At 54.4% G+C, this 25002-nt stretch carries 25 protein-coding genes and 4 tRNA genes; 14 read left to right on the top strand and 15 right to left on the bottom strand.

Features of this window, described 5'->3' with window-relative positions; all coding sequences use genetic code 11:
* Positions 1 to 82: 82 nt before the first annotated feature.
* Entirely contained in the window at positions 83 to 1261 is a 1179-nt protein-coding gene (prpF, locus tag QC823_RS06280; protein WP_309655500.1) for a 2-methylaconitate cis-trans isomerase PrpF, read from the top strand.
* Between the two features lie 154 nt (positions 1262 to 1415).
* Positions 1416 to 2900: a bifunctional 2-methylcitrate dehydratase/aconitate hydratase gene (locus tag QC823_RS06275; RefSeq protein ID WP_309655499.1), complete on the top strand. Its 1485-nt coding sequence runs from the start codon at positions 1416 to 1418 to the stop codon at positions 2898 to 2900.
* Between the two features lie 9 nt (positions 2901 to 2909).
* Here QC823_RS06275 and QC823_RS06270 read toward each other — a convergent pair whose 3' ends face one another.
* Positions 2910 to 3182, bottom strand: coding sequence for a ComEA family DNA-binding protein (locus tag QC823_RS06270; RefSeq protein ID WP_309655498.1), 273 nt, complete (start codon positions 3180 to 3182; stop codon positions 2910 to 2912).
* 188 nt (positions 3183 to 3370) lie between these two features.
* Here QC823_RS06270 and pyrF point away from each other — a divergent pair, with 188 nt between their 5' ends.
* Entirely contained in the window at positions 3371 to 4102 is a 732-nt protein-coding gene (gene pyrF, locus QC823_RS06265) for an orotidine-5'-phosphate decarboxylase (protein ID WP_309655497.1), read from the top strand.
* A 20-nt stretch (positions 4103 to 4122) separates the two neighbouring features.
* Here the strand turns inward: pyrF and lapB are convergent, their stop codons facing one another.
* From lapB to QC823_RS06250, 3 genes are all read right to left on the bottom strand, one after another.
* Complete coding sequence (gene lapB / locus QC823_RS06260) at positions 4123 to 5322, bottom strand: lipopolysaccharide assembly protein LapB (protein ID WP_309655496.1); 1200 nt, start codon at positions 5320 to 5322, stop codon at positions 4123 to 4125.
* A complete protein-coding gene (locus QC823_RS06255) occupies positions 5323 to 5628 on the bottom strand; it encodes a LapA family protein (protein ID WP_309655495.1) in 306 nt (101 codons plus the stop codon).
* 90 nt (positions 5629 to 5718) lie between these two features.
* The gene (locus QC823_RS06250) at positions 5719 to 6015 is read right to left on the bottom strand and encodes an integration host factor subunit beta (RefSeq protein WP_179930287.1); all 297 of its coding nucleotides are present in this window, start codon (positions 6013 to 6015) and stop codon (positions 5719 to 5721) included.
* A 236-nt stretch (positions 6016 to 6251) separates the two neighbouring features.
* Between QC823_RS06250 and QC823_RS06245 the strand changes: the two genes are divergently transcribed.
* Both QC823_RS06245 and QC823_RS06240 read left to right on the top strand, forming a co-directional pair.
* Positions 6252 to 6545, top strand: coding sequence for an FAD assembly factor SdhE (locus QC823_RS06245; RefSeq protein WP_309655494.1), 294 nt, complete (start codon positions 6252 to 6254; stop codon positions 6543 to 6545).
* Positions 6505 to 6924, top strand: a complete 420-nt coding sequence (locus QC823_RS06240; RefSeq protein WP_309655493.1) for a hypothetical protein — start codon at positions 6505 to 6507, stop codon at positions 6922 to 6924. The genes QC823_RS06245 and QC823_RS06240 overlap by 41 nt, the downstream gene beginning before the upstream one ends.
* Here the strand turns inward: QC823_RS06240 and nadB are convergent.
* The 7 genes from nadB to uvrY all read right to left on the bottom strand — a co-directional run bounded on the left by nadB (position 6898) and on the right by uvrY (position 12176).
* Positions 6898 to 8484 (bottom strand): L-aspartate oxidase, encoded by a 1587-nt coding sequence (gene nadB / locus QC823_RS06235; protein ID WP_309655492.1) that lies wholly within the window; start codon positions 8482 to 8484, stop codon positions 6898 to 6900. The two genes, QC823_RS06240 and nadB, sit on opposite strands and share 27 nt — an antisense overlap.
* A 106-nt stretch (positions 8485 to 8590) precedes the next feature.
* Positions 8591 to 8677: transfer RNA gene (locus tag QC823_RS06230), tRNA-Leu, on the bottom strand.
* 33 nt (positions 8678 to 8710) lie between these two features.
* Positions 8711 to 8784, bottom strand: a tRNA-Cys gene (locus QC823_RS06225).
* A gap of 10 nt (positions 8785 to 8794) precedes the next feature.
* Positions 8795 to 8869 (bottom strand) — tRNA-Gly (locus QC823_RS06220).
* A 90-nt stretch (positions 8870 to 8959) separates the two neighbouring features.
* Positions 8960 to 9508 (bottom strand): CDP-diacylglycerol--glycerol-3-phosphate 3-phosphatidyltransferase, encoded by a 549-nt coding sequence (pgsA, locus tag QC823_RS06215; RefSeq protein ID WP_309655491.1) that lies wholly within the window; start codon positions 9506 to 9508, stop codon positions 8960 to 8962.
* 141 nt (positions 9509 to 9649) lie between these two features.
* Positions 9650 to 11464, bottom strand: a complete 1815-nt coding sequence (gene uvrC / locus QC823_RS06210) for an excinuclease ABC subunit UvrC (RefSeq protein ID WP_309655490.1) — start codon at positions 11462 to 11464, stop codon at positions 9650 to 9652.
* Positions 11465 to 11525: 61 nt separating this feature from the next.
* Entirely contained in the window at positions 11526 to 12176 is a 651-nt protein-coding gene (gene uvrY, locus QC823_RS06205) for a UvrY/SirA/GacA family response regulator transcription factor (RefSeq protein ID WP_309655489.1), read from the bottom strand.
* Between the two features lie 158 nt (positions 12177 to 12334).
* On the opposite strand from uvrY, the gene QC823_RS06200 reads away from it, so the two are divergent.
* Positions 12335 to 12410 (top strand) — tRNA-Ala (locus tag QC823_RS06200).
* A gap of 58 nt (positions 12411 to 12468) precedes the next feature.
* Here QC823_RS06200 and argF read toward each other — a convergent pair.
* A complete protein-coding gene (gene argF, locus QC823_RS06195) occupies positions 12469 to 13386 on the bottom strand; it encodes an ornithine carbamoyltransferase (RefSeq protein WP_309655488.1) in 918 nt (305 codons plus the stop codon).
* A 173-nt stretch (positions 13387 to 13559) separates the two neighbouring features.
* Here argF and grxD point away from each other — a divergent pair, with 173 nt between their 5' ends.
* The 8 genes from grxD to QC823_RS06155 all read left to right on the top strand — a co-directional run bounded on the left by grxD (position 13560) and on the right by QC823_RS06155 (position 19932).
* Positions 13560 to 13910, top strand: a complete 351-nt coding sequence (gene grxD / locus QC823_RS06190; protein WP_309655487.1) for a Grx4 family monothiol glutaredoxin — start codon at positions 13560 to 13562, stop codon at positions 13908 to 13910.
* A gap of 113 nt (positions 13911 to 14023) precedes the next feature.
* On the top strand, positions 14024 to 15877 hold the full coding sequence (gene dnaX / locus QC823_RS06185) for a DNA polymerase III subunit gamma/tau (RefSeq protein ID WP_309655486.1): 1854 nt from the start codon (positions 14024 to 14026) through the stop codon (positions 15875 to 15877).
* Positions 15878 to 15995: 118 nt separating this feature from the next.
* Entirely contained in the window at positions 15996 to 16322 is a 327-nt protein-coding gene (locus tag QC823_RS06180) for a YbaB/EbfC family nucleoid-associated protein (protein ID WP_309655485.1), read from the top strand.
* A 3-nt stretch (positions 16323 to 16325) separates the two neighbouring features.
* Entirely contained in the window at positions 16326 to 16931 is a 606-nt protein-coding gene (recR, locus tag QC823_RS06175) for a recombination mediator RecR (protein ID WP_309655484.1), read from the top strand.
* Positions 16932 to 16979: 48 nt separating this feature from the next.
* Complete coding sequence (gene rnd / locus QC823_RS06170) at positions 16980 to 18173, top strand: ribonuclease D (RefSeq protein ID WP_309655546.1); 1194 nt, start codon at positions 16980 to 16982, stop codon at positions 18171 to 18173.
* Positions 18166 to 18471 (top strand): YcgL domain-containing protein, encoded by a 306-nt coding sequence (locus QC823_RS06165; protein WP_309655483.1) that lies wholly within the window; start codon positions 18166 to 18168, stop codon positions 18469 to 18471. Before rnd ends, QC823_RS06165 begins: the two co-directional genes overlap by 8 nt.
* Positions 18472 to 18543: 72 nt before the next feature.
* Positions 18544 to 18987: a YcgN family cysteine cluster protein gene (locus QC823_RS06160; protein WP_309655482.1), complete on the top strand. Its 444-nt coding sequence runs from the start codon at positions 18544 to 18546 to the stop codon at positions 18985 to 18987.
* Positions 18988 to 19209: 222 nt separating this feature from the next.
* A complete protein-coding gene (locus QC823_RS06155; protein ID WP_309655481.1) occupies positions 19210 to 19932 on the top strand; it encodes a Crp/Fnr family transcriptional regulator in 723 nt (240 codons plus the stop codon).
* 298 nt (positions 19933 to 20230) lie between these two features.
* Here the strand turns inward: QC823_RS06155 and QC823_RS06150 are convergent, their stop codons facing one another.
* The 3 genes from QC823_RS06150 to QC823_RS06140 all read right to left on the bottom strand — a co-directional run bounded on the left by QC823_RS06150 (position 20231) and on the right by QC823_RS06140 (position 24961).
* A complete protein-coding gene (locus tag QC823_RS06150; RefSeq protein ID WP_309655480.1) occupies positions 20231 to 20470 on the bottom strand; it encodes a hypothetical protein in 240 nt (79 codons plus the stop codon).
* Between the two features lie 171 nt (positions 20471 to 20641).
* The gene (locus QC823_RS06145; RefSeq protein WP_309655479.1) at positions 20642 to 22390 is read right to left on the bottom strand and encodes a methyl-accepting chemotaxis protein; all 1749 of its coding nucleotides are present in this window, start codon (positions 22388 to 22390) and stop codon (positions 20642 to 20644) included.
* Positions 22391 to 22540: 150 nt separating this feature from the next.
* The gene (locus QC823_RS06140) at positions 22541 to 24961 is read right to left on the bottom strand and encodes a putative bifunctional diguanylate cyclase/phosphodiesterase (protein ID WP_309655478.1); all 2421 of its coding nucleotides are present in this window, start codon (positions 24959 to 24961) and stop codon (positions 22541 to 22543) included.
* Between the last annotated feature and the right edge of the window lie 41 nt (positions 24962 to 25002).

The following is a 25002-nucleotide window of genomic DNA, read 5'->3' as shown; positions in this document are numbered from 1 at the left end:
GTATGTAAACGTTACGTTGCTTTCTCTCACCCGGTACCTTGCGTGCCGGGTGTTTGTTATCTATTTAGCCTTGGAGTTTCTTATGTCTTCCGTTGCGCAAATTAAAATTCCCGCGACTTATATGCGCGGTGGCACCAGTAAAGGCGTCTTTTTTAACCTTACCGAATTGCCAGAAGCCGCACAAAAACCGGGTGAGGCGCGCGATAAGTTGCTATTGCGCGTGATCGGCAGCCCCGATCCTTACCAAAAGCAGATCGACGGCATGGGCGGGGCGACCTCAAGCACCAGTAAAACCGTGATTCTCTCCAAGAGTCAATCGCCGGAACACGACGTGGATTATCTGTTCGGCCAGGTCTCCATCGATAAACCGTTCGTCGATTGGAGCGGTAATTGCGGCAATTTATCCGCCGCTGTTGGCCCTTTTGCGGTGAGTAATGGCTTGGTGGACCCGGCGCGTATTCCGGAAAACGGCGTGGTCGAAGTGCGTATTTGGCAGGTCAATATCGAAAAGACCATCGTCGCCAAAGTGCCGATTACGAATGGCGAAGTTCAGGAAACCGGCGATTTCGAACTCGACGGTGTGACCTTCCCCGCGGCGGAAGTGCCGGTGGCGTTTATGGACCCCGCCGATGGCGAAGGCGCGATTTTCCCTACCGGCAACTTGGTCGATGATCTGGAGGTGCCAGGCGTTGGCACGCTCAAAGCGACGATGATCAACGCCGGGATCCCCACGGTATTTGTCAACGCAGAAGATGTCGGCTACACCGGTGCGGAACTGCAGGAGGCGATCAACGGCGACCTCGATGCGTTGACCCGGTTTGAAACCATTCGCGCCTACGGTGCGCTCAAGATGGGGTTGATTAGCGACGTGGCGGAGGCGGCCAATCGCCAGCACACGCCCAAGGTGGCGTTTGTCGCCCCGCCCAAAAGCTACACCGCTTCTAGTGGCAAGGACGTCAACGCCGAGGATGTCGACCTGCTGGTACGTGCGCTCTCCATGGGTAAGCTTCATCACGCCATGATGGGCACCGCCGCAGTGGCTATCGGCGCCGCCGCGGCAATTGAAGGCACATTGGTTAACTTGGCGGCAGGTGGTGGCAAGCGCCACGCTGTAACGTTTGGCCACCCTTCCGGCAGTTTACAGGTTGGCGCCGAGGCGAGCTTAATTGAGGGTCGCTGGAATATCGATCAGGCGGTCATGAGCCGAAGCGCTCGCGTGCTGATGGAAGGGGCTGTGCGCGTGCCGGGTGATAGCTTTTAATGGCGTAATCGCCTTGAAAGCGGGTGGATATTGGCGTCTCAGGCATTGCGACACCATACTGAAGGTCAAAGCGTAAAGCCGTTTCAATCCGGCGATTTTTCTTCAAACGACGTTTCCTCAAACGACTTTTCTGACAACAACAAGGAGCCGTGTCATGACCGCTACGTCCGAGGTGAATGAACGCCCTGAGTACGATGTTGAGCTGCAAAAAATCGCTGACTACGTCCTCAACTTTGATTCGCCGTCGCCCGAGGCGTTAGATACTGCCCGCTATTGCCTGATGGATACGTTGGGCTGCGGGCTGCTGGCGCTACGCTTCCCCGAGTGCACCAAACACCTGGGGCCGCTAGTGGAGGGCACGACCGTGCCGCACGGGGCGCACGTGCCCGGCACGCCTTATCGCTTGGACCCGGTGAAAGCCGCCTGGGATATTGGCGCCATCGTTCGCTGGTTGGATTACAACGACACTTGGCTGGCCGCCGAGTGGGGGCACCCGTCTGATAACCTGGGTGCGATTCTTGCTGTCGCCGATCACCTTTCCCAGCAGCGTATTGCCAACGGTGACGCCCCGTTGACCATGAAGGATGTGCTCCATGCGATGATCATGGCGCACGAAATTCAAGGCGTGCTGGCGCTGGAGAACAGCTTCAACCGGGTGGGGCTTGATCACGTGGTGTTGGTCAAGGTGGCCTCAACCGCGGTAGTGGCCAACATGATGGGCGCTAACCGCGAGCAGCTTCTTTCGGCGCTGTCTCACGCTTTTGTCGATGGCCAAAGCCTGCGCACGTACCGCCATGCGCCTAACGCCGGTTCGCGCAAGAGTTGGGCGGCCGGTGATGCCACCTCACGAGCGGTGCGCCTGGCGGATATCGCCATGCGCGGAGAAATGGGGATTCCCGGTGCGCTGACAGCACCGCAGTGGGGCTTTTACGACGTGCTGTTTAGCCACAGCAACAAAGACCTGGCGATAAAACCCGAAGAGGAACGGCGTTTCCGTTTTCAGCGCGAGTTCGGTAGCTACGTGATGGAAAACATTCTGTTCAAGATTTCCTTTCCTGCCGAGTTCCACTCCCAGACGGCCTGTGAGGCAGCGATTACGTTGCATCCTGAGGTCAAAAATCGCATTGATGAGATTGATCGGGTGGAAATTACCACGCACGATTCGGCAATTCGGATTATTTCCAAGACGGGTCAGCTTGCGAACCCTGCTGATCGCGATCACTGCTTACAGTACATGACGGCTGTGCCGCTTATCTTTGGCGAACTGACAGCGGACCACTATGAAGACGGCTTTCATGACGCGCATCCGGAGATTGATCGGCTCAGAGAAAAAATGCAGGTAATCGAAGACCCGCGTTACTCTGAGGAGTACCACGACCCAGAAAAGCGCTCGATTGCTAATGCCGTGCAGGTGTTTTTCACCGATGGCAGCGCCACCGATAAAGTCGTCGTGGAGTACCCCGTCGGGCATCGCCGCCGGCGCGAAGAGGGGTTGCCACTACTAGTGGAAAAGTTTGCCCAAAATCTTGCCACGCGTTACCCCAAGCAGCGCTGTGAGGCTATTTTGGCGCAATGCCAAAACGCCGACACCTTGGCTGATATGCCGGTGCCAGCGTTTATGCGGCAGTGGATGATCTAAGCGTAAGGATTAAAACGCCACCTGATCACGGATGCGATCAACCGTCGCCGGGCCGATACCATTGATACGGGTGAGATCGTCGGCGCTGCTAAATTCGCCGTTGGTATCGCGCTCTTCAATGATGGCGTCAGCCCGGCTGGGGCCAATACCGGGTAGCTCAGCGAGCAGTTCCGCATCGGCGGTATTAACATTGATGGGCGCGACTTGCTGGGCCAAAACGTTGCCCGAAACGCCCAAGCTTACGCTAATTAGAAGTGCTGCGAGTAATCCCTTAATGTGCATAAAATATTCCCTCAGTGAAAGGTGGTAATTGTATTGGCTTTTTCAATTTAGCTGGATATGGCGACGCTGCTGTAAGTTATTAGCGATAAGCGATGTAAGCCAACGCTTAATTGTTTGTAATGCAGGGATTACAGCTAGGTTGAGGCTGATATACTGCGTCGAAATCGTCATTGCAATGGAGCCTTCGCGTGGCAACTCAACCCCCTCTTTCTCAAACTCTTCTATCTCAATCTCCCCTGATTATTGCGCTAGATTATCCCTCGCTTGATGCGGCGTTGTGCATGGCGGACCAGCTCGACCCGGCTCGCTGTCGTGTGAAAGTGGGTAAAGAGCTATTTACTCGCAGTGGCCCAGCAGTGCTTGAAGCGTTACACGGGCGCGGCTTTGAGGTGTTTTTAGATCTTAAATTTCACGATATCCCCAATACCGTGGCGAGTGCTGTACAGGCAGCAGCGGAGCAGGGCGTGTGGATGGTCAATGTGCACGCTAGTGGTGGGCGAAAAATGATGCAAGCCGCCGCCGAGCGTTTGCAGGCTCAACGCCTTCGAACGCATCTGATTGCTGTTACGGTACTGACAAGCATGAACGCCGAGGAATTAAGCGAGGTGGGCGTTGCCGCATCGCCGGTGGAGCAGGTCGAGCGCTTGGCGCGCTTGGCGCAAGACAGCGGCATGGAAGGTGTGGTGTGTTCCGCGCAAGAAGCCAAAGCGCTAAACGCCTGTTGCGGTAAAGGATTCTTGAAAGTTACCCCGGGGATTCGCCCAAGTTTTGCTGCCGCAAATGATCAAGAGCGCATCATGACGCCCTGTGCCGCAATGCAGGCGGGCAGTACGCACCTGGTCATCGGGCGCCCAGTGACCGAAGCGCCAGACCCGATGGAAGCATTGGCGGCTATCGAAGCCGAGCTTTCCGAGCACTAGTTGTTTTACTGCTTCCGTGACTATTCGCCTTCCACGCCGATAATAGGGGTTATCGTGCCCCAGCGGCGGCAACTAGGGCACTGCCAATGCAACGTATCGGCGCTAAAGCCGCAGTGTTGGCAGCGGTGGCGCGGACGGTTTTTTAATAATGCTTGGGTATGGTGCTTGAGCAGGAGTAAGCGGCTATCCGGCTGTTCGCGGCCGCTTAATTGCTGGCTTTCGATATACAGATCAATCAGGTGATCCAGCCCACCTAAGCTGGGCGAGTGGTGTAAATGCTCCCCGGTAATCTCGATCGCCTGCTCGACTCCCGCGCGCTGATGGACGACTTCACTCAGACTGACAATAACGCTGGTAAGTGGCGCTAGATCAAGCAGGGTTAACAAGTGTTGTTCGAATCCAGCCGTATCGCCGGATCGCCAGTAAGCGCGCTTCAATGCAGGGAGCATGGTTGGAATATGCGCTTGTGATTGATGGGGAATGGCGTTAAGCCGCGCTATCGCTTGGCGATAGTGATCGTTATCCATTTCCAACTCGGCAAGTAATAAGTTGGCGCGTACGCATTGATCGTCTAGCTGCAGGGCTTTTTTTAAATGGCGTTTGGCCAGGGCGCGGCTAGCTTGGTCTATCTCCTCTTGGGCCATTTCGCATAGCCAGTGCGCTGCTGGAGTGCGCATTTTAGGCTGTAGCTTTAGCATGGGCAGGGTGGTATCAAGGGCTTCTTGCCAGGCTTTTTCACGTTCTAGTAAATCAACCAGTAACCGCTTGGCCACAAGGCGGTGATTCTCTTGCTGCGTCTGGTCGATCACCGATCTTAGTAGTCGCTGCGCGCGATCATGTACACCCAGCGAAATAAAGTCCCGGGCAAGTTCAAGTTGGACCTGCTCATTTTGCAGTGCCGTTAACGCGGGGCGAGCCAATAAATTCTGATGAATGCGGACCGCTTTATCGGTTTCACCACGGGTGCGAAACAATTTGCCCAACGCGATGTGAGTGTCAATATTCTCGCTATTGACTTCTAATGCTTGAATAAACGTATGAATAGCTTCGTCAGGCTGCTCATTAAGCAGGTAGTTCAACCCAACGAAATAGTCGCGCGTAAGCGTAGGGGGAGATGCCGGCGGCGTTGGGTTTGTTCGTTTCAGCGCTTTTCGATAGCCCAATCCATAGCCTATGGCAACGGCTGCCAACAAAACGCCTAGCAGCACGGCATCCATCATTTAGGTCAGTTCCTTAAGCTCCTGAGTACGAAGACGATCAAGCTCTTTTTGTTGCTGCTTGCTGTGACGCTGTGCGCGTGCCAGGCGCGCTTTTAGGCGAGCATAAACCCCCAGCATCGCGAGCATGCCAACAATGACGCCGCTAGCCAGGCTTGCGAGTAGCCAAACGGAAAGTGAAACAGGGGGTAGCTCAATCCAGATCAGGTTTAAGCCAATAGTCTGCTGGTTGTTAACGGCAAAGAGGATGCCAACCAACAGCACCACAAGCAAAATGACGGCTAAAATAAGCCCTTTGATCCAACGCATGTGAGTTTCCTAGTCTGTGACGTTTGCAATATGTCTATTGTGTATGACTCTTGGCTGCGCGTCACCACGCAGAAGGTCAAAGAGCCTGGATTAATACCCTAGCGCACGGCTAGCATCGACTTGTTCGCGCAGCTCCTTGCCGGGTTTAAAGTGCGGTACGTATTTGCCATCTAATGCCACCGCTTCGCCGGTCTTGGGGTTTCGACCTGTCCGTGGTTCGCGAAAATGCAGCGAAAAGCTACCAAAACCGCGAATCTCAACGCGTCCACCACTGGAAAGGGTGTCGGTGATATCGTCAAGTATGAGGCGAACGGCGGTTTCAACTTCTTTAGCGGATAGCTCCGGCTGACGCATTGCAATTTGTTCGATCAGTTCAGATTTAGTCATCGGTTAGCTCCATGCGAACGTGATAAGCCGTGGCGCGCGTCGCGATCTTTATTTTGTTGCTCAGCATACTGCGCAGGACGCCATAAAACAATTCAGGTAAAACAAACAAGCCAAATAAAACAAGGTACTAGAGAAAGTCGTTATGCTACTCACAGCATAGGCGAGCAATGCGGCTGGCGCGACTTTCATGCTCAGGTATACTAACCGTACATTTATTTAACGCAGTGGGGCTTAAGTTGAGCGACGACACATCACCCGAAGCGATTTTACGTAAGAGGCTTTATTGGCACTCCCGTCGTGGCATGTGGGAGCTGGACCTGCTGCTAATTCCTTTTCTGCAACAGTGTTACGACAGCCTAAGTGCGGAAGATCAGCTCGCGTTTCAACAGTTGATCGAAGAAGAAGATCAGGATTTGTTTGCTTGGTTAATGCGCCGTGAATGGCCAGCTAATACAACGCTTAGGCGTATCGTGAAGATGATTGTCGAACATGCCGAATCCACCGATAATTCTGCCTATCGCACCCTCTAATTGGCAACGAGCAAGCGACGTAGGACTGTGTGCCAGTGGTATTGTGCTGGCCGTATGGCACTTAGAGTTTGTCGCAGTGTTAGGCGCGGCAAGCTTGGTGCTAGTTTTTTGGGGCTGGCGCGTGCTTTGTGGTTGGCGCTGGCGCCAGCCGTTAATACGTACGCTTTGGGTTGTCGAGCATGAAGGCAGTGTGCAAAGTCACTGGATATATGCCAGTGGCGAAGTGAGTCATACACGGACGTTGCGCTGCGACTACCTCGGGCCACGGCTTTTGCGCCTTAACGTGGGCGGAGAACGTCTGTGGCTATGGCCGGATAGCGCGCCTGTCGACGCTCAACGCCAGCTTCGTCGCTTATTGCTGTATATCCCTCAGCGTTAGTCGGGAAGGGTGCGGCGCTTGAGCGTGATGAGGCCAGTCAGGCGAGTAGTGCAACCCCCGCGATTCATGGCGCTGCTGAGCGGCCAATACCGTCAGCCGTGCGAGCCTAATGCTATGCAGAAGGCGACGAATTTCTGGGTGTAACCCGTCAGGGTCTAACGCGAGTAATCGCGCCTCAAGCGTTGCAAGCCGAGGCGACGCGATTTCCAAGCCTTTAACATGCCGAACAATGGCGACATGCTGGCTCATGGTGGCACGCATTGCTGCCCGCAGCTCAGCTAAAATCGTGCGATCGAGGGGGATACTGGCATTGAGTTGAGTGACGTTAGGGCTCGTTAAGGTCTGTAGAGTGGAATTGTCAGGCGTAGCCAGTAAGCTTTCGGCACAACTTCGGGCAAAAACCAAACACTCTAAAAGAGAGTTGCTCGCCATACGGTTGGCGCCGTGAAGCCCTGTGCAGGCCACTTCGCCAATTGCATACAATCCTGCCACGCTTGTGCTGCCGTACAAATCGGTTGCAACACCACCACAGCTATAGTGTGCCGCGGGTACAACGGGAATGGGCTCGCGGGTAATGTCGATACTACGAGATGCACAGTGAGCGAAGATCGTCGGGAAGTGGTGGCGGATAGCCTCAGCGCCCAAATGGCGTATATCTAACCAAACATGGCCGCGCGAGCCTCGCTGGATTTCGGCGTCAATGGCACGTGCCACAATATCGCGGGGCGCAAGCTCGGCGCGAGCATCGACGGTAGGCATAAAGCGCTCGCCAGCCTCGTTCAAAAGCTGACCGCCTTCGCCTCTTACCGCTTCACTAATGAGAAATGCAGGCCCTTCAGGGTCATACAGGCAGGTGGGGTGAAACTGTTGAAACTCAAGATTCATCAGCGTCGCCCCTAGCGAGGCTGCCATCATCATTCCTTCGCCGGTGCTGGGAGCCGGTGTGGTGGTATGTTGATAAAGCCCGCTGGCGCCGCCGGTCGCGAGGGCTGTGTGGTTTGCCAATAATATGTGGACTTTACCACTGGTATCGATGGCATGGGCGCCACAGCAAGCGCCGTTATCATCGGTCAACAGGTCAACAACGGACACATCATCACGTTGAGTGATACGAGGGTGCGCTGACGCCTGGCGGTTTAGCGTGTCGATAACAGCTTTACCAGTGGCGTCGTCCGCGTGAATGATACGTCGCGCGTTGTGCCCGCCTTCGCGAGTTAAGTGGTAGGCATAACGTGCATCGGGGGCAGTGTCGGGGGTAAACGGCACGCCGTTGTCGATCAACCACTGTATCGCCGCCGGGCCGTTTTCTACGGTGAAGCGCACGGCGCGTTCATCACACAGGCCATCACCGGCAATAAGCGTATCTTGGACGTGGGCCTCAAGGTTATCGTCTGGGGAGAGTACGGCAGCAATTCCCCCTTGAGCCCATCGGCTGGCGCCTTGGTCATCTTGTGCGGGGCGAACGAGCACAACGTGGAAGCGTTCTGCGAGGGTTAGTGCTAAGGTCAGGCCGGCGACGCCGCCGCCAATAATTAAAACATCGGATTGAGACGCGCTCATGAGACCGCTCCTTATTACGCCCGATTTATGATCATGCACAGTAGGGTTAAAGAATAAGGCGATAACGCAGCAATGCAAGAAGGCGCAATACAGGTGGGAAGTTTCATGGTGCCCGGAGCCGGACTTGAACCGGCACGGGGTTTCCCCCGAGAGATTTTAAGTCTCTTGCGTCTACCAATTTCGCCATCCGGGCGGTGCAGCGAGAGGGTCGTTGCACAAAACAAAATGGAGGCTGGAGTCGGAATCGAACCGGCGTACACGGAGTTGCAGTCCGCTGCATAACCACTCTGCCATCCAGCCTCAACGTCAATGGAGCGGGAAAGGAGATTCGAACTCCCGACCCTCGCCTTGGCAAGGCGATGCTCTACCGCTGAGCTATTCCCGCTTGACGTGGGAGCGAATTATACGCGTTGCTCCTGCCTTGTCAATGACTTAATCGCGTTTCTGGTACGTTTCCAAGCGGCTTAATATGACCTCACATTGAACGACTCAAATGCGGCCAAGCGGCCCTAAGGTATTGAATCATTGACCAAAGCGTCAGTGCAGCCGCAACAAAGAGCGTGGCAACACCCACAAAAGCAAACGTATGTCCCGGCGGGAAGGCGATCAAGATCAAGATGGCCACCATCTGTAAGGTGGTTTTGAGTTTGCCTATCCAAGAAACCGCAACTGAGGCGCGTTTGCCCATTTCGGCCATCCATTCACGCAGTGCTGAAATCACAATTTCGCGACCGATAATCACCAGTGCGGGTAGGGTTAGGAACCAAGTATCAAAGCGCTCAATTAATAAGGCCAGTGCGATAGCGACCATCAGCTTATCGGCAACAGGATCAAGAAAAGCACCAAACGGGGTCGACTGGTCCCAGCGCCTAGCAAGATAGCCATCTAGCCAGTCGGTTATTGACGCGAGCGCAAAAAAAACGGCAGCAAGCGGCATACTCCAGCTAAAGGGTAGGTAAAAGAGGGCAACCAGAAGCGGAATAAAAGCGATTCTGATGAGTGTAAGGATGTTGGGTATATTCATCGCAGGGTGCGATCCTTGCCAAAGACAAAAAAGAAGAGCGGTTAGGGGCTATTCTATCCCCCATAAGCAATAGCATCCATGCTCATTAGCACTTTAATCATGTAGTAAGTTAATAATGTAGTACGTCAACAAGGTGGTACATTAACCGTGTAGCGCCTGATAAATCGTCTTTGCCAAGGCTTCACTGATCCCAGGTACGCGAGCAAGTTCTGCACGGCTGGCTTTTTGCACGCCTTGTAAACCGCCAAAAAAGCGTAATAGCTCGCGCCGCCGTTTGGGGCCGATGCCTTCAATCTCTTGCAAAGTCGATGTGCGGCGTGCCTTATCGCGCTGAGCACGGTGGCCAGCAATGGCAAAACGGTGCGATTCATCGCGGATATGCTGGATCAAGTGCAGGGCAGCCGAAGTGGAGTCGAGGGCTAACGGGTGTTCGGGTGTTGAGAGAAATAGAGTTTCTAACCCTGCCTTACGTGTGCTGCCCTTGGCGACCCCCAGCAGGGTAATGTTGGGTAGTCCCAAATGCTCAAGCACGCCACGTGCCATGTTTAGCTGCCCCTTGCCGCCGTCAACGATCAGAATGTCAGGCGGAACCGTTTCACCGCTTTTTACCCGCTTCAACCGGCGCGTAAGGGCTTGCTCCATGGCGGCGTAGTCATCGCCGGCGGCAACGTCTTCAATTTTAAAATGGCGGTAATCACTTTTACGCGGGCCATTTTGGTCAAACACCACGCAAGACGCCACGGTAGCTTCACCGTGGCTATGGCTAATATCAAAACACTCAAGACGCTTTGGCAATTGTGCTAACCCAAGCGCTTGTTGCAGTGCTTGGAAGCGCTCGCTCATTTGCTGATGGCTGGCAAGCTTGGACGCTAACTGTTGCTCGGCGTTGGTGATGGCCAATTGTTGCCATTGAGCGCGGTGGCCGCGCACCTGGTGGGTGACGCGAACGCGTTTGCCCGCTTGCTGAGAAAGGACATCGGCAAGTAGCTCGCTATTATCCAGCGCTAGGCTGGTAATGACCTCAGCCGGTACTTCGTGGGGTTGACCTAAATAGTATTGGCTGACCACTTCGGTTAATAGCGTAGAAGGGGCAAAATCTAAGTCGTTTTTGGGAGTGTGGTGGCGAGCACCCAGCATACGGCCATCGCGTACGCTCAGGATAGAAATAGCCAACCCACCGGGGCGCTGGGCAAGGGCAAAAATATCGGCTTCTCCACGCTCGTTATCCACGAACTGACGCTGCTGTAGCTGACGAAGGTGCTGCACTTGGTCGCGAAGGCGCGCCGCTTCCTCAAAATCTAGCGCTTGGCTAGCGGTTTCCATGGCATCGTTTAATGCTTGGGTGACGTTTTCGCTTTTGCCTTCTAGGCACATGACGGCGTGCTCGACGTCACGGCGATATTCTTGCTCAGAAATATACCCAACGCACGGGGCGCTGCAACGCTCGATTTGGTACTGCAGGCAAGGTCGTGAGCGGTGGGCGAAGACACTATCCTCACAATTGCGGATGCGAAAAATTTTCTGCATTAGCGCTAAACTTTCACGCACGGCACCGCTGCTAGGGTAAGGCCCTAAATAGCGGCCATCGTTTCGGCGCTGACGAACGCGCTTGTACTCCAACGCGGGGTAAGAATGGCGGTCGCTGACAAAAATGAACGGGTAGGATTTGTCGTCGCGCAGCAGGATATTATAGGGGGGGCGTAGCTCTTTGATCAGCGTTTGTTCAAGCAGTAGTGCCTCGGTTTCGCTGCGCGTGACGGTCAGCTGGATATCCGCAATGCGGCTTACCATGGCCTGCGTTTTGGCATTTAAACTGCCGCGAAAATAGCTTGAAAGGCGTGCGTTTAAACGCTTCGCCTTACCTACGTAAAGGGTGTTGCCGCTCTCATCAAGCATGCGGTAAACCCCGGGAGAGGCGCTTACCGTGGTTAAAAATTGTTTAGCATTGAAGCTCATTTATCGCCCGTTCCTGCTGTCTAGGTGTGTCACCTCGGCAGCAGTTTAACAGGTTTTTAGGTCACGCTTCGGCGGTCTCAAAGCCTTCAACCAAGCCGTGGCGTAACGCGAGATGCGTCAGTTCCACATCGGTGCCCACCCTGAGCTTATCAAACAGGCGGTAGCGGTAAGTATTGACCGTTTTGGGGCTTAGGTGCAGACGGTCAGAGATATCTTGAACGCGTTGACAGTTAACAATCATTAACGCGATTTGTAGTTCGCGGTGTGAAAGCGGGGCGAACGGATTATCTTTATGGGTAAAATTTGACAGGGCGAGGCGTTGAGCGATCTCTTGGCTAATATAGCGGTTACCGTGAAAGACTTGCCGGATGGCATCGATCATTTCAGTAGGTTCAGCGCCCTTACTTAAAAAGCCGGTGGCGCCTGCTTCGAGCATTTTCCGCGCAACGTTATCTTCCATGTGGGCGGTCAATATCAGTATGCGAATGTCTTCCATCCCGCGATGAAGTCGCCGCGTGGCTTCTAGACCGCCAATGCCGGGCATGCGGATATCCATCAGCACGATGTCAGGTCTTAACCGACGACTTTGGGCGACAGCACTTTCGCCATCGTCGGCTTCGCCAACAATATGGATATCGCTCTCTTGATTAAGCAGGTGAGCAATACTGGTTCTGACCAAGTGATGATCATCGGCGATTAGAACGTTGATCACGGGAGACTCCTGCATTTGGCTGAGGCGTTAGTGCGTTAAAATACTGGCACACGGTCTAGCAAAGAGGAATTAGCATTAAGGCCATAACGCGAAAAACTTGACCAGGCTCAATTGGCGACGTACCATCCAGGCCGCTACTTGAAGTAGCCATGTTATTAGGGGCCTTAGCTCAGCTGGGAGAGCGCGACACTGGCAGTGTCGAGGTCAGCGGTTCGATCCCGCTAGGCTCCACCAAATATTTAACCGCCCGATATCCACTGTGATGTCGGGCGGTTTTTTTACGCACGCTTTTTTAGTTCACCTTGCCGAGCAGCAAAAACTCAATCAACGCTTTTTGCGCGTGGAGACGGTTGCCGGCTTCCTGCCAGACCACTGCGCGCGGGTCGTCAAGTAGCGTGGTGCTGATTTCTTCACCGCGGTGAGCCGGTAGGCAGTGGAGAAATAAGGCATCTTCTTTGGCCTGGTCGAGCATTGCCTCGGTAACTTGAAATCCGGCAAAGTCGGCTTCTCGCTTAGCTTGCTCTTCTTCTTGTCCCATCGAGGCCCACACGTCGGTAGTTATCAGGTCGACGTTCTTAACCGCGTCTTGCGGGTCGTGTGTCAGTGTGACCCGGTTGCCGGCGACGGCCATCATGTTAGCGTTGGGTTCATAGCCTTTCGGACAACAAATCCGCAGGTTGAAATCAAACTGGCGGGCCGCATTGATCCAAGAATGGCACATGTTGTTGCCATCGCCGATCCACACTGCCGTGCGGTCTTTAACGCTACCGCGAAGCTCGGTCCATGTCATGACATCGGCGAGCAGTTGGCAGGGGTGGTAGTCGTCGGTGAGCGCATTGATGACGGGCACGCTGCTTGCCGCGGCGAATTCTTCCAGACCGGCGTGGGAAAAGGTGCGAATCATCACGGCGTCGACCATTTCCGACAATACGCGAGCGGTGTCGCCAATGGGCTCGCCGCGGCCTAGCTGGGTATCGCGCGGGGAGAGAAACAGCGCGTGGCCGCCAAAGTGTGTCATCGCCGTTTCAAATGAGACTCGGGTGCGCGTGGAGGATTTCTCAAAAATCATCGCCAGGGTGCGGTTAGGAAGCGGTGTGTAGCTTGGCCCTTGCGCCTTGAGGTTACTTTTGATGGTGATGGCCCGTTGAATGAGGTAGTTCAGTTCGTCGGGGGTTAGGTCCAAAAGGGTCAGAAAATGGCGTGTCGCCATGGTTACTCTCCGCGCAAAAACTCTATCCTAGCGAGGCACTGGGGGATGCGCAACGCGCATGGCATGCGTAGAATAGCCACCAAGGCTAAGGCCCAGTAACGCAGTCAAGTATTAGTGACGTCGTCTAGTATTAGGCTGTCCGTCACATACCCGTCAGAAAACGAGGAGTTGGTATGAGCACCACGGTAGAAAACATTCAGCAGCAAATCAGCGAAAACCCGATTTTAATTTACATGAAAGGCACGCCGCAGCTTCCTCAGTGCGGCTTTTCGGCACAGACCGTTCAAGCGCTAATGAACTGCGGCGAGCGCTTCGCGTTCGTCAACGTATTGGATAACCCCGATATTCGCGCTGAGCTGCCGAAAGTGGCTAACTGGCCGACCTTCCCGCAGTTGTGGGTGGAAGGTGAGTTGGTCGGCGGCTGCGATATCGTGATGGAAATGCACGAAAGCGGTGAGCTGGCAACGCTTGTTAAAGCCGCCGGCGAGCGGGCGAACAGCGCGGAAAACAGCGATAATGCGTAATTTGGCGTAAGCCTTCCGCGTCTGCGGTTGGCGGGCTTACGTGCAGCCGCTAGAATGGCGGCTTTTATGTCGTTGCTATTAGGCACTTCAGCCCGCCAAAGGATATCTGCTCAATGAGCTATCAGGTTCTGGCCCGTAAGTGGCGGCCACGCACATTCCACGAGCTTGTGGGTCAGGCCCATGTGCAGCGTGCCTTGGTCAATGCGCTTGACCAAGGCCGTTTGCATCATGCCTACCTCTTCACCGGCACTCGCGGCGTGGGCAAAACCACTCTCGCGCGGATTCTGGCTAAGTGCTTAAATTGCACGGCGAATGGCCGTGGTGATGAAGGTGTGACCTCGGTCCCTTGCGGCGAGTGCGATAGCTGCCGGGCCATTGACGAGGGCCGCTTCGTTGACCTGATTGAAGTTGATGCAGCGTCGCGCACCAAGGTCGAAGACACCCGTGAGCTTCTGGATAACGTTCAGTACGCCCCAACGCAGGGGCGCTACAAGGTGTATCTCATTGACGAGGTACATATGCTCTCGACCAGCAGTTTCAACGCGCTGCTGAAGACCCTCGAAGAGCCGCCACCTCACGTCAAGTTCCTGCTGGCCACGACCGATCCGCACAAACTCCCGCCCACCGTATTGTCGCGCTGCCTGCAATTTACGCTGAAGCATATGCCGCCGGAGCGGGTGGTCGAACACTTGCAGCATGTACTCACGGCGGAAGGTGTTGCGTTTGAAGATAGCGCCCTGTGGCTACTTGGCAAAGCCGCAGAAGGCTCCATGCGCGATGCCATGAGTCTGACCGATCAGGCCATTGCCTTTGGTCAGGGCGAAGTCCGCCATGGTGATGTGGCGGCCATGCTCGGCACGCTTGATCACCGTCATGTGCTGGCGTTAGTTGAAGCGTTGGCCGAGGTGGACGTCGCGCGGTTGTTGAGTGAGGTCGCTCAACTGGCCGAACAGGGGCCGGACTTTGCCGCTGTGTTAGATGACATCACGGCGATTTTGCATCGCCTTGCAGTGGCGCAAATGGTGCCTGACGCGGTGGATAATAGCCACGGTGATCGCGAGACGGTACTCGCGCTAGCCTCACGCTTTACCGCCGAAGACGTGCAGCTCTATTACCAGATCGGTATTCAAGGGCGTGGCGATATGGTGCACGCCCCTGATTTGCGTAGTGCGTTAGAAATGACCTTGCTGCGTATGCTGGCGTTTCGCCCCCAAGGCGTGCCTAAGCCTCCGCAAACGCCGCTGCCACTAACACCGCAGCCGCAGGAAGTATCGCCCCAGCAAGCACCCGCCGAAAGCGCTGCCTCCGCCCCGGCGCCGACTGAAGCGCCACCGCCGTCAAGTGAGCCACCAAACCAATCTGAGCCGCCGCCCTGGGGTGATGAGGTGTCTACACCACCCGAGCCGCTGTTACCCGAGCCAGCCCCTGAGGCAGCCTCTGAGACAGTCCCTGAGTCTCAAGTCGAGCCGCCGACCGCGTCGGAACGGGAAGCTCCGCCTGAGCCGCCGCCTATCGTGTCGAGCGCCCCCCCCGAGCCTGCCAAGCCGTCGCAGCAAGGCGATTCTGGCCGGTTGAACCACGACAAGTGGCTTGCCATGTTTGATTCCCTAGGCTTAGGCGGGCTAACACGCAACCTTGCCGCCAACTGCCAGTGTGAAAGCGATGATGGCAAGACATTGGTGCTGCGTTTGGCGCCGAGCCAAGCCGCGATGCAGGCAGAGATTCATCAAACCCGAATTGCCAAGGCATTAAGTGCTCAGGGGATTGAACGTCAGGTGGCGTTTCACGTCGAAGCGTTAGACACATCCGAAGAAACACCACAACAGCGCGAAGAGCGGCAAGCTCAAGAGCGCCATGCTCACGCGATTGATACCTTAAGCCGTGATCCTCACATTCAAAAGCTTCAACAAGCGTTCGGGGCAAAACTGATAGAATCAAGCATTAAACCCGCGCACTTGTCGCGTTGAACCGTAGGTTGAGCTTAGGCTTGGTGTGCAAGTTTCACTTCTTGCTTTTACAGCTGATGTTTTTACAACTGATACTTTTACAACTGACTAATCGATCGACGCAGATGGAGATAACGCCATGATGAAAGGTGGAATGGGCAACCTGATGAAACAGGCCCAAGAGATGCAAGAGAAAATGCAGCGTGCCCAAGAAGAAGTCGCCAACGCTGAAGTATTGGGCGAGGCGGGCGCCGGTATGGTGAAAGTGACCATGAACGGGCGCCACGATGTGATTGATGTCGATATTGATGCAAGCGTCATGGAAGAAGACAAGGAACTGCTTGAAGACCTTCTCGCCGCGGCGGTGAATGATGCGGTGCGTAAAGTGGAAGTTAGCTCCAAGCAGAAAATGGAAGAAGCGACCTCGGGGCTGGACCTGCCGCCGGGCTTCAAAATGCCGTTTTAAGCGATGCGTTTTTCCCCCCTTGTCGAGCAGCTAATGGAAGCGTTTCGCGTGCTTCCAGGCGTTGGGCCGAAAACGGCTCAGCGCATGGCCATGCATTTGCTAGAGCGCGAGCGTGACGGCGGAAAGCGGCTAGCGGCGACTATCGCGCAGGCCATCGATGAGGTTGGCTACTGTCAGCGCTGTCGTACATTAACCGAAGCTGAGCTTTGCGCTCTATGCGAAAGCCCCCGCCGTGATGACGCGCTGTTGTGTGTTGTGGAATCGCCTGCCGACCAGCTGGCCATTGAAGAAGCAGGCGGTTTTCATGGGCGCTATTTTGTTCTTCATGGTCATCTCTCGCCCATTGACGGCGTCGGACCTGATGCCATCGGCTTAGAGCAATTGGAAGCCCTGGTAGCGCAAGGGGTGATCCAAGAAATCGTGTTGGCGACCAACCCTACCGTAGAAGGGGAGGCCACCGCGCATTATATCGCCACGCAACTTAACGATTACGGCGTGCGTTTTTCGCGCTTAGCTTATGGCGTACCCATGGGCGGCGAGCTTGAGTACGTCGATGGCGGCACGTTAAGTCGCGCTTTCAACGGCCGGCTGCCTTTTTCCAGCGAATAATCACTTCTCGCCCCCGATTCGTGCCAGTCAGTACAACCATTTGGAACTCTGCTTTTGTCTATTGCCTCTCCTATTTATCACTGGATTGATACGCCGCAAGCGTTAGATGCTGCTTGCGATAAGATGGCAGGTGCCGACGTGATCGCGTTGGATACCGAATTTTTTCGCGAGAACTCTTTCTACCCGGTACCGGCGCTGATTCAGTTTGCCTGCGATGAAACGGCCTATCTTATCGACCCGCTCGCCACCGACTGCACGCCAGCGTTTAAGGCGCTGTTGGAAAGTGGTCCCACCAAGCTGCTTCACGCGAGCAGCGAGGATTTGGATGTTTTTCAGCGCTGGGCTGGCGTATTACCGACGCCGCTGATCGATACGCAGGTTGCTCAAGGTTTTCTTTCCGAGAACCCCGGCATGGGGTATCAGAAGTTAGTGGAGTATTGGACGGGCGAAACATTGCCCAAAGAAGAGACCCGCTCCGACTGGCTAGAGCGCCCCTTGAGTGAAGCCCAGTGCCGTTATGCCGCGCTGGATGTGATCTATCTGCTCAAGGTGTGGTCGCAGCAAGCGCAAAAGCTCCACGACCTTGGCCGGTTGCGTTGGGTAGAGCAGGAGTGCCAGGCCCTGGTGGACCAAGCCCAAATAGACAGTGCCGATCAGTGGTTTACTCGTCAGCGCAACCTGTGGCGGTTAACTCCGCGCCAGATAGAGGCCTACCGTCTGATGACAACGTGGCGCGAAGGCGAAACGCGTCAACGCAATTTGCCCCGAAACTGGCTGGTGAGCGACAAAGTGCTGTTTGCCATTGCTGAAGCGATGCCCAAAAACCGTTTCGAGTTGGCGAAACTCGAAGGCGTTAAACCGCCGCTGGTGAAAAAAGAGGGCGATAAGCTATTAGCATTAGTGAAACAAGCCCATGCTTGCCCTGATGACGCACTCCCGGCGGCGTGGCCAGACCCTGCTCGGCCACCGTTTAAGCCACTTTTTAAGGCGCTTAAAAAGGCCATTACCGCGCAAGCGAATGCGCTGGGTGTGGCGCCCGAAATGCTGATGCGGCGCCGCGATATTGAGCAGCTGGTCATGCAATCGCTGGCGCATGAGGCGCTGACAATGCCTGTTGGATGGCGCGGCGAATGCCTTAATCCGTCGCTCAACCATGTTTTACAAGACTATGTTTCACAAGAACAGGTTTCACAAGAACAGGTTTTGCCAGAACACGTTTTGCAGGAAAAGACTGATGACTAATAACGCGCCTGATCGTCTAATTTGCGAAGTTTTCAAAAGCCCTCGCAAAGAAGAGATGTATCTGTATGTTGAAAAGCGCAACGGCGTTGCCGATGTGCCCGACGTGCTTATGGAGCGGTTTGGTAAACCGGTGCCGGTGATGACGATGATGCTCACCCCCGATAAGCCGCTGGCGCGCGTGAAAGCGGCTGATGTCATGGCGGCGATTCGCGAGCAGGGCTTCTATTTTCAGATGCCGCCCGCCAAAGAAGAGTACTTACTCGATCTTTACAAGACGCCGACAGAGGCACGCTATTAATCCTCGGGCGTAATGTACGAGGGAAATAGCACGTGAGACAGAGCACGTGGGAGATGGCATGCGAGAGATAACATGAGAGAACGGTTCTGGGAACGCTACACGCTTGAGGAGCTCACGGCTGAGGAGTGGGAAGCGCTCTGCGACGGCTGTGGCCAGTGCTGTCTTCTTAAACTGCATGATGAAGATACGCGGGAGCTTGCCGTTCTGAACGTGGCTTGCCGCTTGCTCGATACCCAAAGTTGCCAATGCAGTGATTATGAAAATCGCTTTGATAGCGTACCCGATTGCACCCAGCTGACACCGGCGCTGGTCAAAGAGTTTACTTGGCTGCCACAAAGCTGTGCGTATCGGCGCGTGGCGGAAGGGCGCAAATTGGCGGGGTGGCATCCGCTACTGAGCAATGATGCCGAGCGCGTTCACCGTAAAGGTATTAGCGTACGTGGTTTTGCCGTGTCGCAGGATAGCGTGCCAGAAAATAAGCTTGAAGAGCACATTATTGCCATCCTGCCGATGTAGCATGCCCCCTTTGCGCTGCTTTATGCCCTTGATCAGGCGATAAAGCTATGAAGTTAGCGCTGTATCTTGCGTTCTGTCAGTCTAGTTCTTTAGGGTTAGTGCTATTGTGTTAGTGCCATCATAATAAAACTGCTCTATTTCGTAGTAGAGATGTATCGGGGCTACCAAGTATATACCGTTAGTGGGTGCAGTTCGCATCCAGCGCCAGGGGAACACGTCAGCGTGAACAGCACAGATAGCTATCAAGTACCGCATGTGAGCTGTCATTTTTGCGGCCAGCGGGCGTTTTGTTTTCCCTCAGGACTGCCGCGTCAGGCGCTAGAGTCGTTTGATCAACTAATTGAGCGGCCGTTGCCGTTTGAACACGACAGTGTGATTGTGCAAGCGGGAGAGACTTTCCGCACGTTGTTGATGGCGCGCTCCGGGCTTATTAAACAGGTAGCGTGTGCTGACTCGGGGCGACCTTATCAGCTTTTGGATATTTATTTGCCTGGCGAAGTGGTCGGCCTTGAGGCGATTGGCGACACTCACGTGACGAATACGCTTGTGGCGGCTGATAAAACCTTCATTTGCCGCATTCCTTACGGCAAGCTCACGTTATTTGGGCTTCGCCATCACAGTGTGCAAAAGGCCTTACTGCTAAAAACGGCGCGTCAGTTGCGTCAGCGTCAGCGTCGTTTTGAGTTAATCTATGGGCGCAGCGCCGCCAATAAACTGGCAAGCTTTCTGCTTGATCTATCGAGACGGTTGAAAGGCCACGGCAAAGCGGCCGACCGCTTTGCTTTGCCATTGTCGCAAATTGAGATTGCAAGCTATCTTGATCTCGCCCCCGAAACCGTCAATCGTCACCTGCGCCGGTTAAAGAAGGACCATATCGCAACACTTGCCAACCGCGAAGTCGTCATCCATTCATTTGCGGGGCTATTAGCTGATGCAAATCGCTAAACCAAAACAGCTTCCTTTACCTGGTTCGCTCTCTACTCCCATCTCTCCTGCCATTTTGGCGACAACCTCTTTGGTGATTGGTAAGCCAAAACGGGACGGTAGTATTTAATCGCATTGGAAGTAAGGCTATAAAGCACTTGTCGCAGCCGAGTGGGGTCGGTCATCACGTGGCAGTCGGCATCGTTTAGCGAGGCAAAAAAACACAGTAGCCCCCGTGCTTCGATACCCGCGCTGAATGAATCGATCGCTTCGTTAATAATTGCCACCACAGACAAAGGTTCGGTCTTGACGGGGGCATTCACTTCCAAACGCAAAATATCCAGTGCGTCGTTAACCAACGCCAGCAGGTGCTCGCAGCAAAGCGGAGGTGGGGCTCGCCTGTTACCAGCGGATTATTGGCGATGGGAACGGCAAAAGTGTCCTGTGCAAGCTCGGTAATATGGTCGAGGTTGGGGGCTTTGTCGTCGTTGAGAATATCGAGCGTGTGAAGCACCGCAAGACGTTGTTCTTCATTCGCAGGGAAAGTGGCGCTGGGCATCTTCACAATCCCTTAGCACCTATTAAAAAAAGGCACATATGAAACGCTTCGTGGCGCTATAGCGCCACGAAGCGTTTTCTTTGTCATGAAGCTAAACGGTCAAAATCGAGGCAATGCGATTCAATACAGCTGACTCGCGTAGTCGAATTTGAACAGGTCACGATTGACGGCTTAAAACTCGGCCCATTCGTCTTCGGGGGCGTCTCGGCCTAAACGATGTGATTGAGGCGCTTTGCGAGAAGAGGAGCTGGTTATTACATTGGGTCGCTGCTGAGTCGCCTTACCCCTCGAAAGCGAGGCCTGAGTATTGGCGCTAGGCAATGCTTTCCCATAGGCATGGCGCTCTCGTTCATTGAGAAACGCCATGGCGCTATGTGAAAGCCCACGGATTTGTTCGGCAAGCTCGTTAGTGGCCTCTTGGTAGGTGCCCATACTGGCAGCGCTGGACTGCGTGCTGTGGTCGATGTCGTTAATGGCGCTGCTAATTTGACTAATGCCTTGGCTTTGCTCGTGAGTCGCCGCGGTAATCTCCCCCATTAAGTCATTAACCCGGTGGCTCGCTGAACGAATTTTTTCCATGGCATCGGTGGCTTCATGGGCATGTGCCTGGCCACCGTGAATGCTATTGCGTGCTTTATCAATCAGCCCCTGCACCTGCTTCGCCGCATCGGCGGATTGGCTGGCAAGTTTGCGCACTTCTTCTGCTACCACGGCAAAGCCACGGCCATGCTCGCCGGCGCGGGCCGCTTCAACCGAGGCGTTAAGCGCCAAAATATTGGTTTGAAACGCGATGGTGTCGATCGTTTTGACAATACCGGCCATATTGTTGGCGTGCTGGGTGATGTCTTCCATGGCGTGCGCGAGATTGCCCATCACGTCGCTGGTACGGTCGACTTCGTTTACGTTACCCACCGAGGCATTGCTGGCCTGAGTCGCGTTATCAGCACTTTGCGCTACGGTAGAAGAAATTTCTTCGGCGCTTGCTGCCGTTTGCTGCACGGCGGATGCCTGCTGTTCAAGGCGGGCGGCCATGGCATCGTTGCCTTTCGAGAGGCTTTCCACGGCCGGGCGGACGTTTTCAACACGTGCATTGAGATCGCCAATCAGCGCTTCAAGTGAGCGCCGGGTAAAATCCATGGTGGCTAGGGTGTTGTCCATTTCCCTTTTGCCCATGGTGGGGATGTCGGCCTCTAAGTTGCCAGCGGCTAGCTGTAGCGCAAAATCGTTGGTGCTGTAGAAAAAGCGCCGGTTGCGCAAGCCGCTATAGAGTTGCCACGCGCCAACGGCTAAGCCCCCCACCACGCCGATACCAAGGAATGCCATGTCCGCGCTGCTTTGCGGTGCAAGGTGAGAGAGCGTGATAGAAGCGGCGATGCCTAAACCACCAAAAAGACCAACCCCGACTAGCGCCGAAAGCGTGGATTTCACGCGCATGCTTTTGAAATTTAGCGGTATTAACCGGCGCAGCGAGCGGCGGTAAGCGACACCGTGTTTGACCACAAAGCGTCCGCCCTGCTCGCGAATATCGCGATAGACGTCTTCGGCATAGGCGACTTCTTGACTGCTGGGCTTGATGCGAATGGAGCAAAAGCCGGTGACTTTTTTTCCATCGCGAATGGGAACGACGTTAGCCCGCACCCAATAGTGGTCCCCGTTTTTGCGCCGGTTTTTAACCAGACCTGACCAGTATTTTCCGGCTTGTAAGTCGTCCCACATATCCTTGAACACCACTTCCGGCATGTCCGGGTGACGAACAATATTGTGAGGCGAATGATAAAGTTCGTCGTAGCTAAAGCCGCTGACATCGATAAACGCCTGGTTGGCGTAAAAAATATGGCTTTGGCTATCGGTTTTTGAAATCAAGACGTCGCTGTCGTCCAGGACGTACTCCCGCTGGGTCACCGCTCCATTATCGCGCATGGTAGTTTCCTATTTGGTACAAGGATTTTTCAGGGGAGGTTTATTATTGTCTAATTAAGTGGCGCTAAAGATATTGCTTTTTTGTGACAAAAGGCAAACTTTAATACCATTTAATTACACAATGCTTGAGATAGGTTAAATGTATTAGGGTTATACGGGCTCGAGCTTGCGTGATTCCAACCAATCTACTAGCGAGCCGTAAGGCATTGGGTGGGCGAGAAGATAACCTTGAAACACATCGCAATCGAGCGCGGCGAGCGTTTGGTGCTGTTCCCGTGTTTCCACGCCCTCCGCTACTACCGTCAGACCGAGGTGGTGGGCAAGGTCAATGATGCCGCCGACAACGGCGGTGTCTTTGCGGTTGTCAGGTAAGTGGGTAATAAAGCTGCGGTCAATTTTTAGCGTATCAACCGGCAAGTGGCGTAGGTAGCTAAGGCTTGAAAAACCGGTGCCGAAGTCGTCGATGGCCACATGCACGCCCATCTCACGTAGCCGATGGAGTGTGGCGATGGCGCCTTCGGTGTCGTTCATCAGCACACCTTCGGTAAGCTCAAGCTCTAAGCGGATGGCGGGTAGGTCGGTGGCTTCCAGCGTTTCGGCGAGGGTTTGTAGAAAATCCGCGCGGTGAAACTGCAGCGGCGATAAGTTAACGGAAATCAGGCAATCATGGGGTAGCGAGTCTGAAAGCGCGAGTAAATCACGTGCAGCGCGCTTCATGACCCACTGCCCGAGGGCCACAATTTGGCCTGTCTGTTCGGCCAGGGGGATAAAGCGCCCCGGCGAGATAAAACCTTTGACTGGATGTTGCCATCGCAGTAACGCCTCAAAGCCTTTTACCACACCATTTCGATGAATAAGCGGTTGATAGTAGAGGTTTAATTGCTCTTGGGTAATGGCGTCTTGAAGGTCGTTACGCAACATTAGTCGTTGCGTTAGTTTGGTGTTGATCTCATGGGTAAAGACTTGTACCGAGTTACGTCCCTGCTTTTTGGCTTTGTACATTGCCATATCGGCATGCTGGATAAGCTCGCTCGGGTTGTTTAGCTGATCGTCACTGACGGCGATGCCAATGCTGGCCGACAAATGCAGCTCATGCTCGTCAATACGGAAGGGCTGTTCGACAGCCTTAATCACTCGCTCGCCGATCTCTTCGGCTTGTTTTAGATTGAGTAAATCAGGTAACAACAAAACAAATTCGTCGCCGCCAAAACGGCACAAGGTATCCGATGGGCGAATGGTGGTTTCAAGGCGTTTTGCCACGTTGATCAAAACACGGTCACCTATTGCATGACCGAGCGTATCGTTAATCGGTTTGAATTCGTCTAAATCGATAAACAGCACGGCAATTTGCTGCCGATGGCGTTTAGCGAGTTCGACGTCGTGGTGGAGATGATCTTCAAACAGCGCGCGATTACCTAACCCTGTCAGCGGATCATGCGTGGCATGATACGCAAGTTGGTTTTCGTGGTTTTTGCGCGCCGAGATGTCATTCAAAATGCCGATAAAGTGAGTGACCTGGCCATCGTTGGCACGCACAGGCGAAATAAACACTTGGTTCCAGAAAGACTGACCGTTTTTGCCGTAGTTACGCAATGTCAGGTTGATATCGCGCGCCTCACTCAGCGCCCCGCGCATCTGCTCTCTTTGCTCTGGATGCGTATCGGGCCCTTGTAAAAATCGGCAATTCCGGCCTTTTACCTCTTCTAAGGTATAGCCCGTCATCTGCGTAAACGCGGCGTTGGCGTACACAATAGGCATGTCCGCTTGATTTGCATCGGTAATCAAAACGCCGTTACTACTGGCCTCTAAGCTGCGCTCAAAAATATGCAGCTGCGCTTCGCTTTGATGCCGCTCCAATGCAAGCCTCGTCAGGCGTGCCGCATGGGTGATAATTCGATGCTGTGGCTCTGACGGCGCGCCTGGCGATGGCCAAACCAGTAACAGGGCACCGAGTTCGTCGGGACGGGTGGCATCGAGGGGAACTAAATAGGCTGACTGATAACCTTGTTGGTAAAGCGTTTGGCAAAGCAGAGTTTCAGCCCCGTTATCGGCGAGGTCCGTCGCTGAGAATACAGGATAAAACGGATCAATCCCGCGCTGGCTGAGGGCTTTGATTTGTGTGCACAGGTCAGCGCTTTGGTGTAATGCGTTGGGGGCGCTCACGGTGATGAGTTCGCCGTTTGTATCGCCAGTGCGGGCACTCCATATAATGACGTGTACGTCGGGAATTTGCTGCTCAAGGTATTGGCAGATCTGCTCCACAATGGGACGGTAAGCAGTGCCTCGGGCAATCAATGCCTGCAGGCGGTTTTGGCTTTTGAGCTGGCGTTTAGCAAGGGATAACTCGCGAGTGCGTGCGTTATGTTTTTTCATAACGTGCTTGGTCATGGTGTGCTTTGTCATGATCGTGGCCAGCCCCAGGCTGCCCAGGAGGAGCAAGACCGCGCTTAACGCCATGCTGACCATGAGCCCAGCGCCACCCACCGCCATTACTGCGATGCTGCTTAGGGCCATCGTAATAACGACCGCCACTAAAAGGGCGGTTTGACGCGTATCGGCTTTCATCAACATTGAATCACTGTGGTAGCTCGAAAGAGTGTCGCTTTTAGCAT

Origin of the sequence: Vreelandella vilamensis (assembly GCF_031451755.1) — a bacterium.
GTDB lineage: Bacteria > Pseudomonadota > Gammaproteobacteria > Pseudomonadales > Halomonadaceae > Vreelandella > Vreelandella vilamensis.
This window is presented reverse-complemented; position numbering and strand designations above follow the sequence as displayed.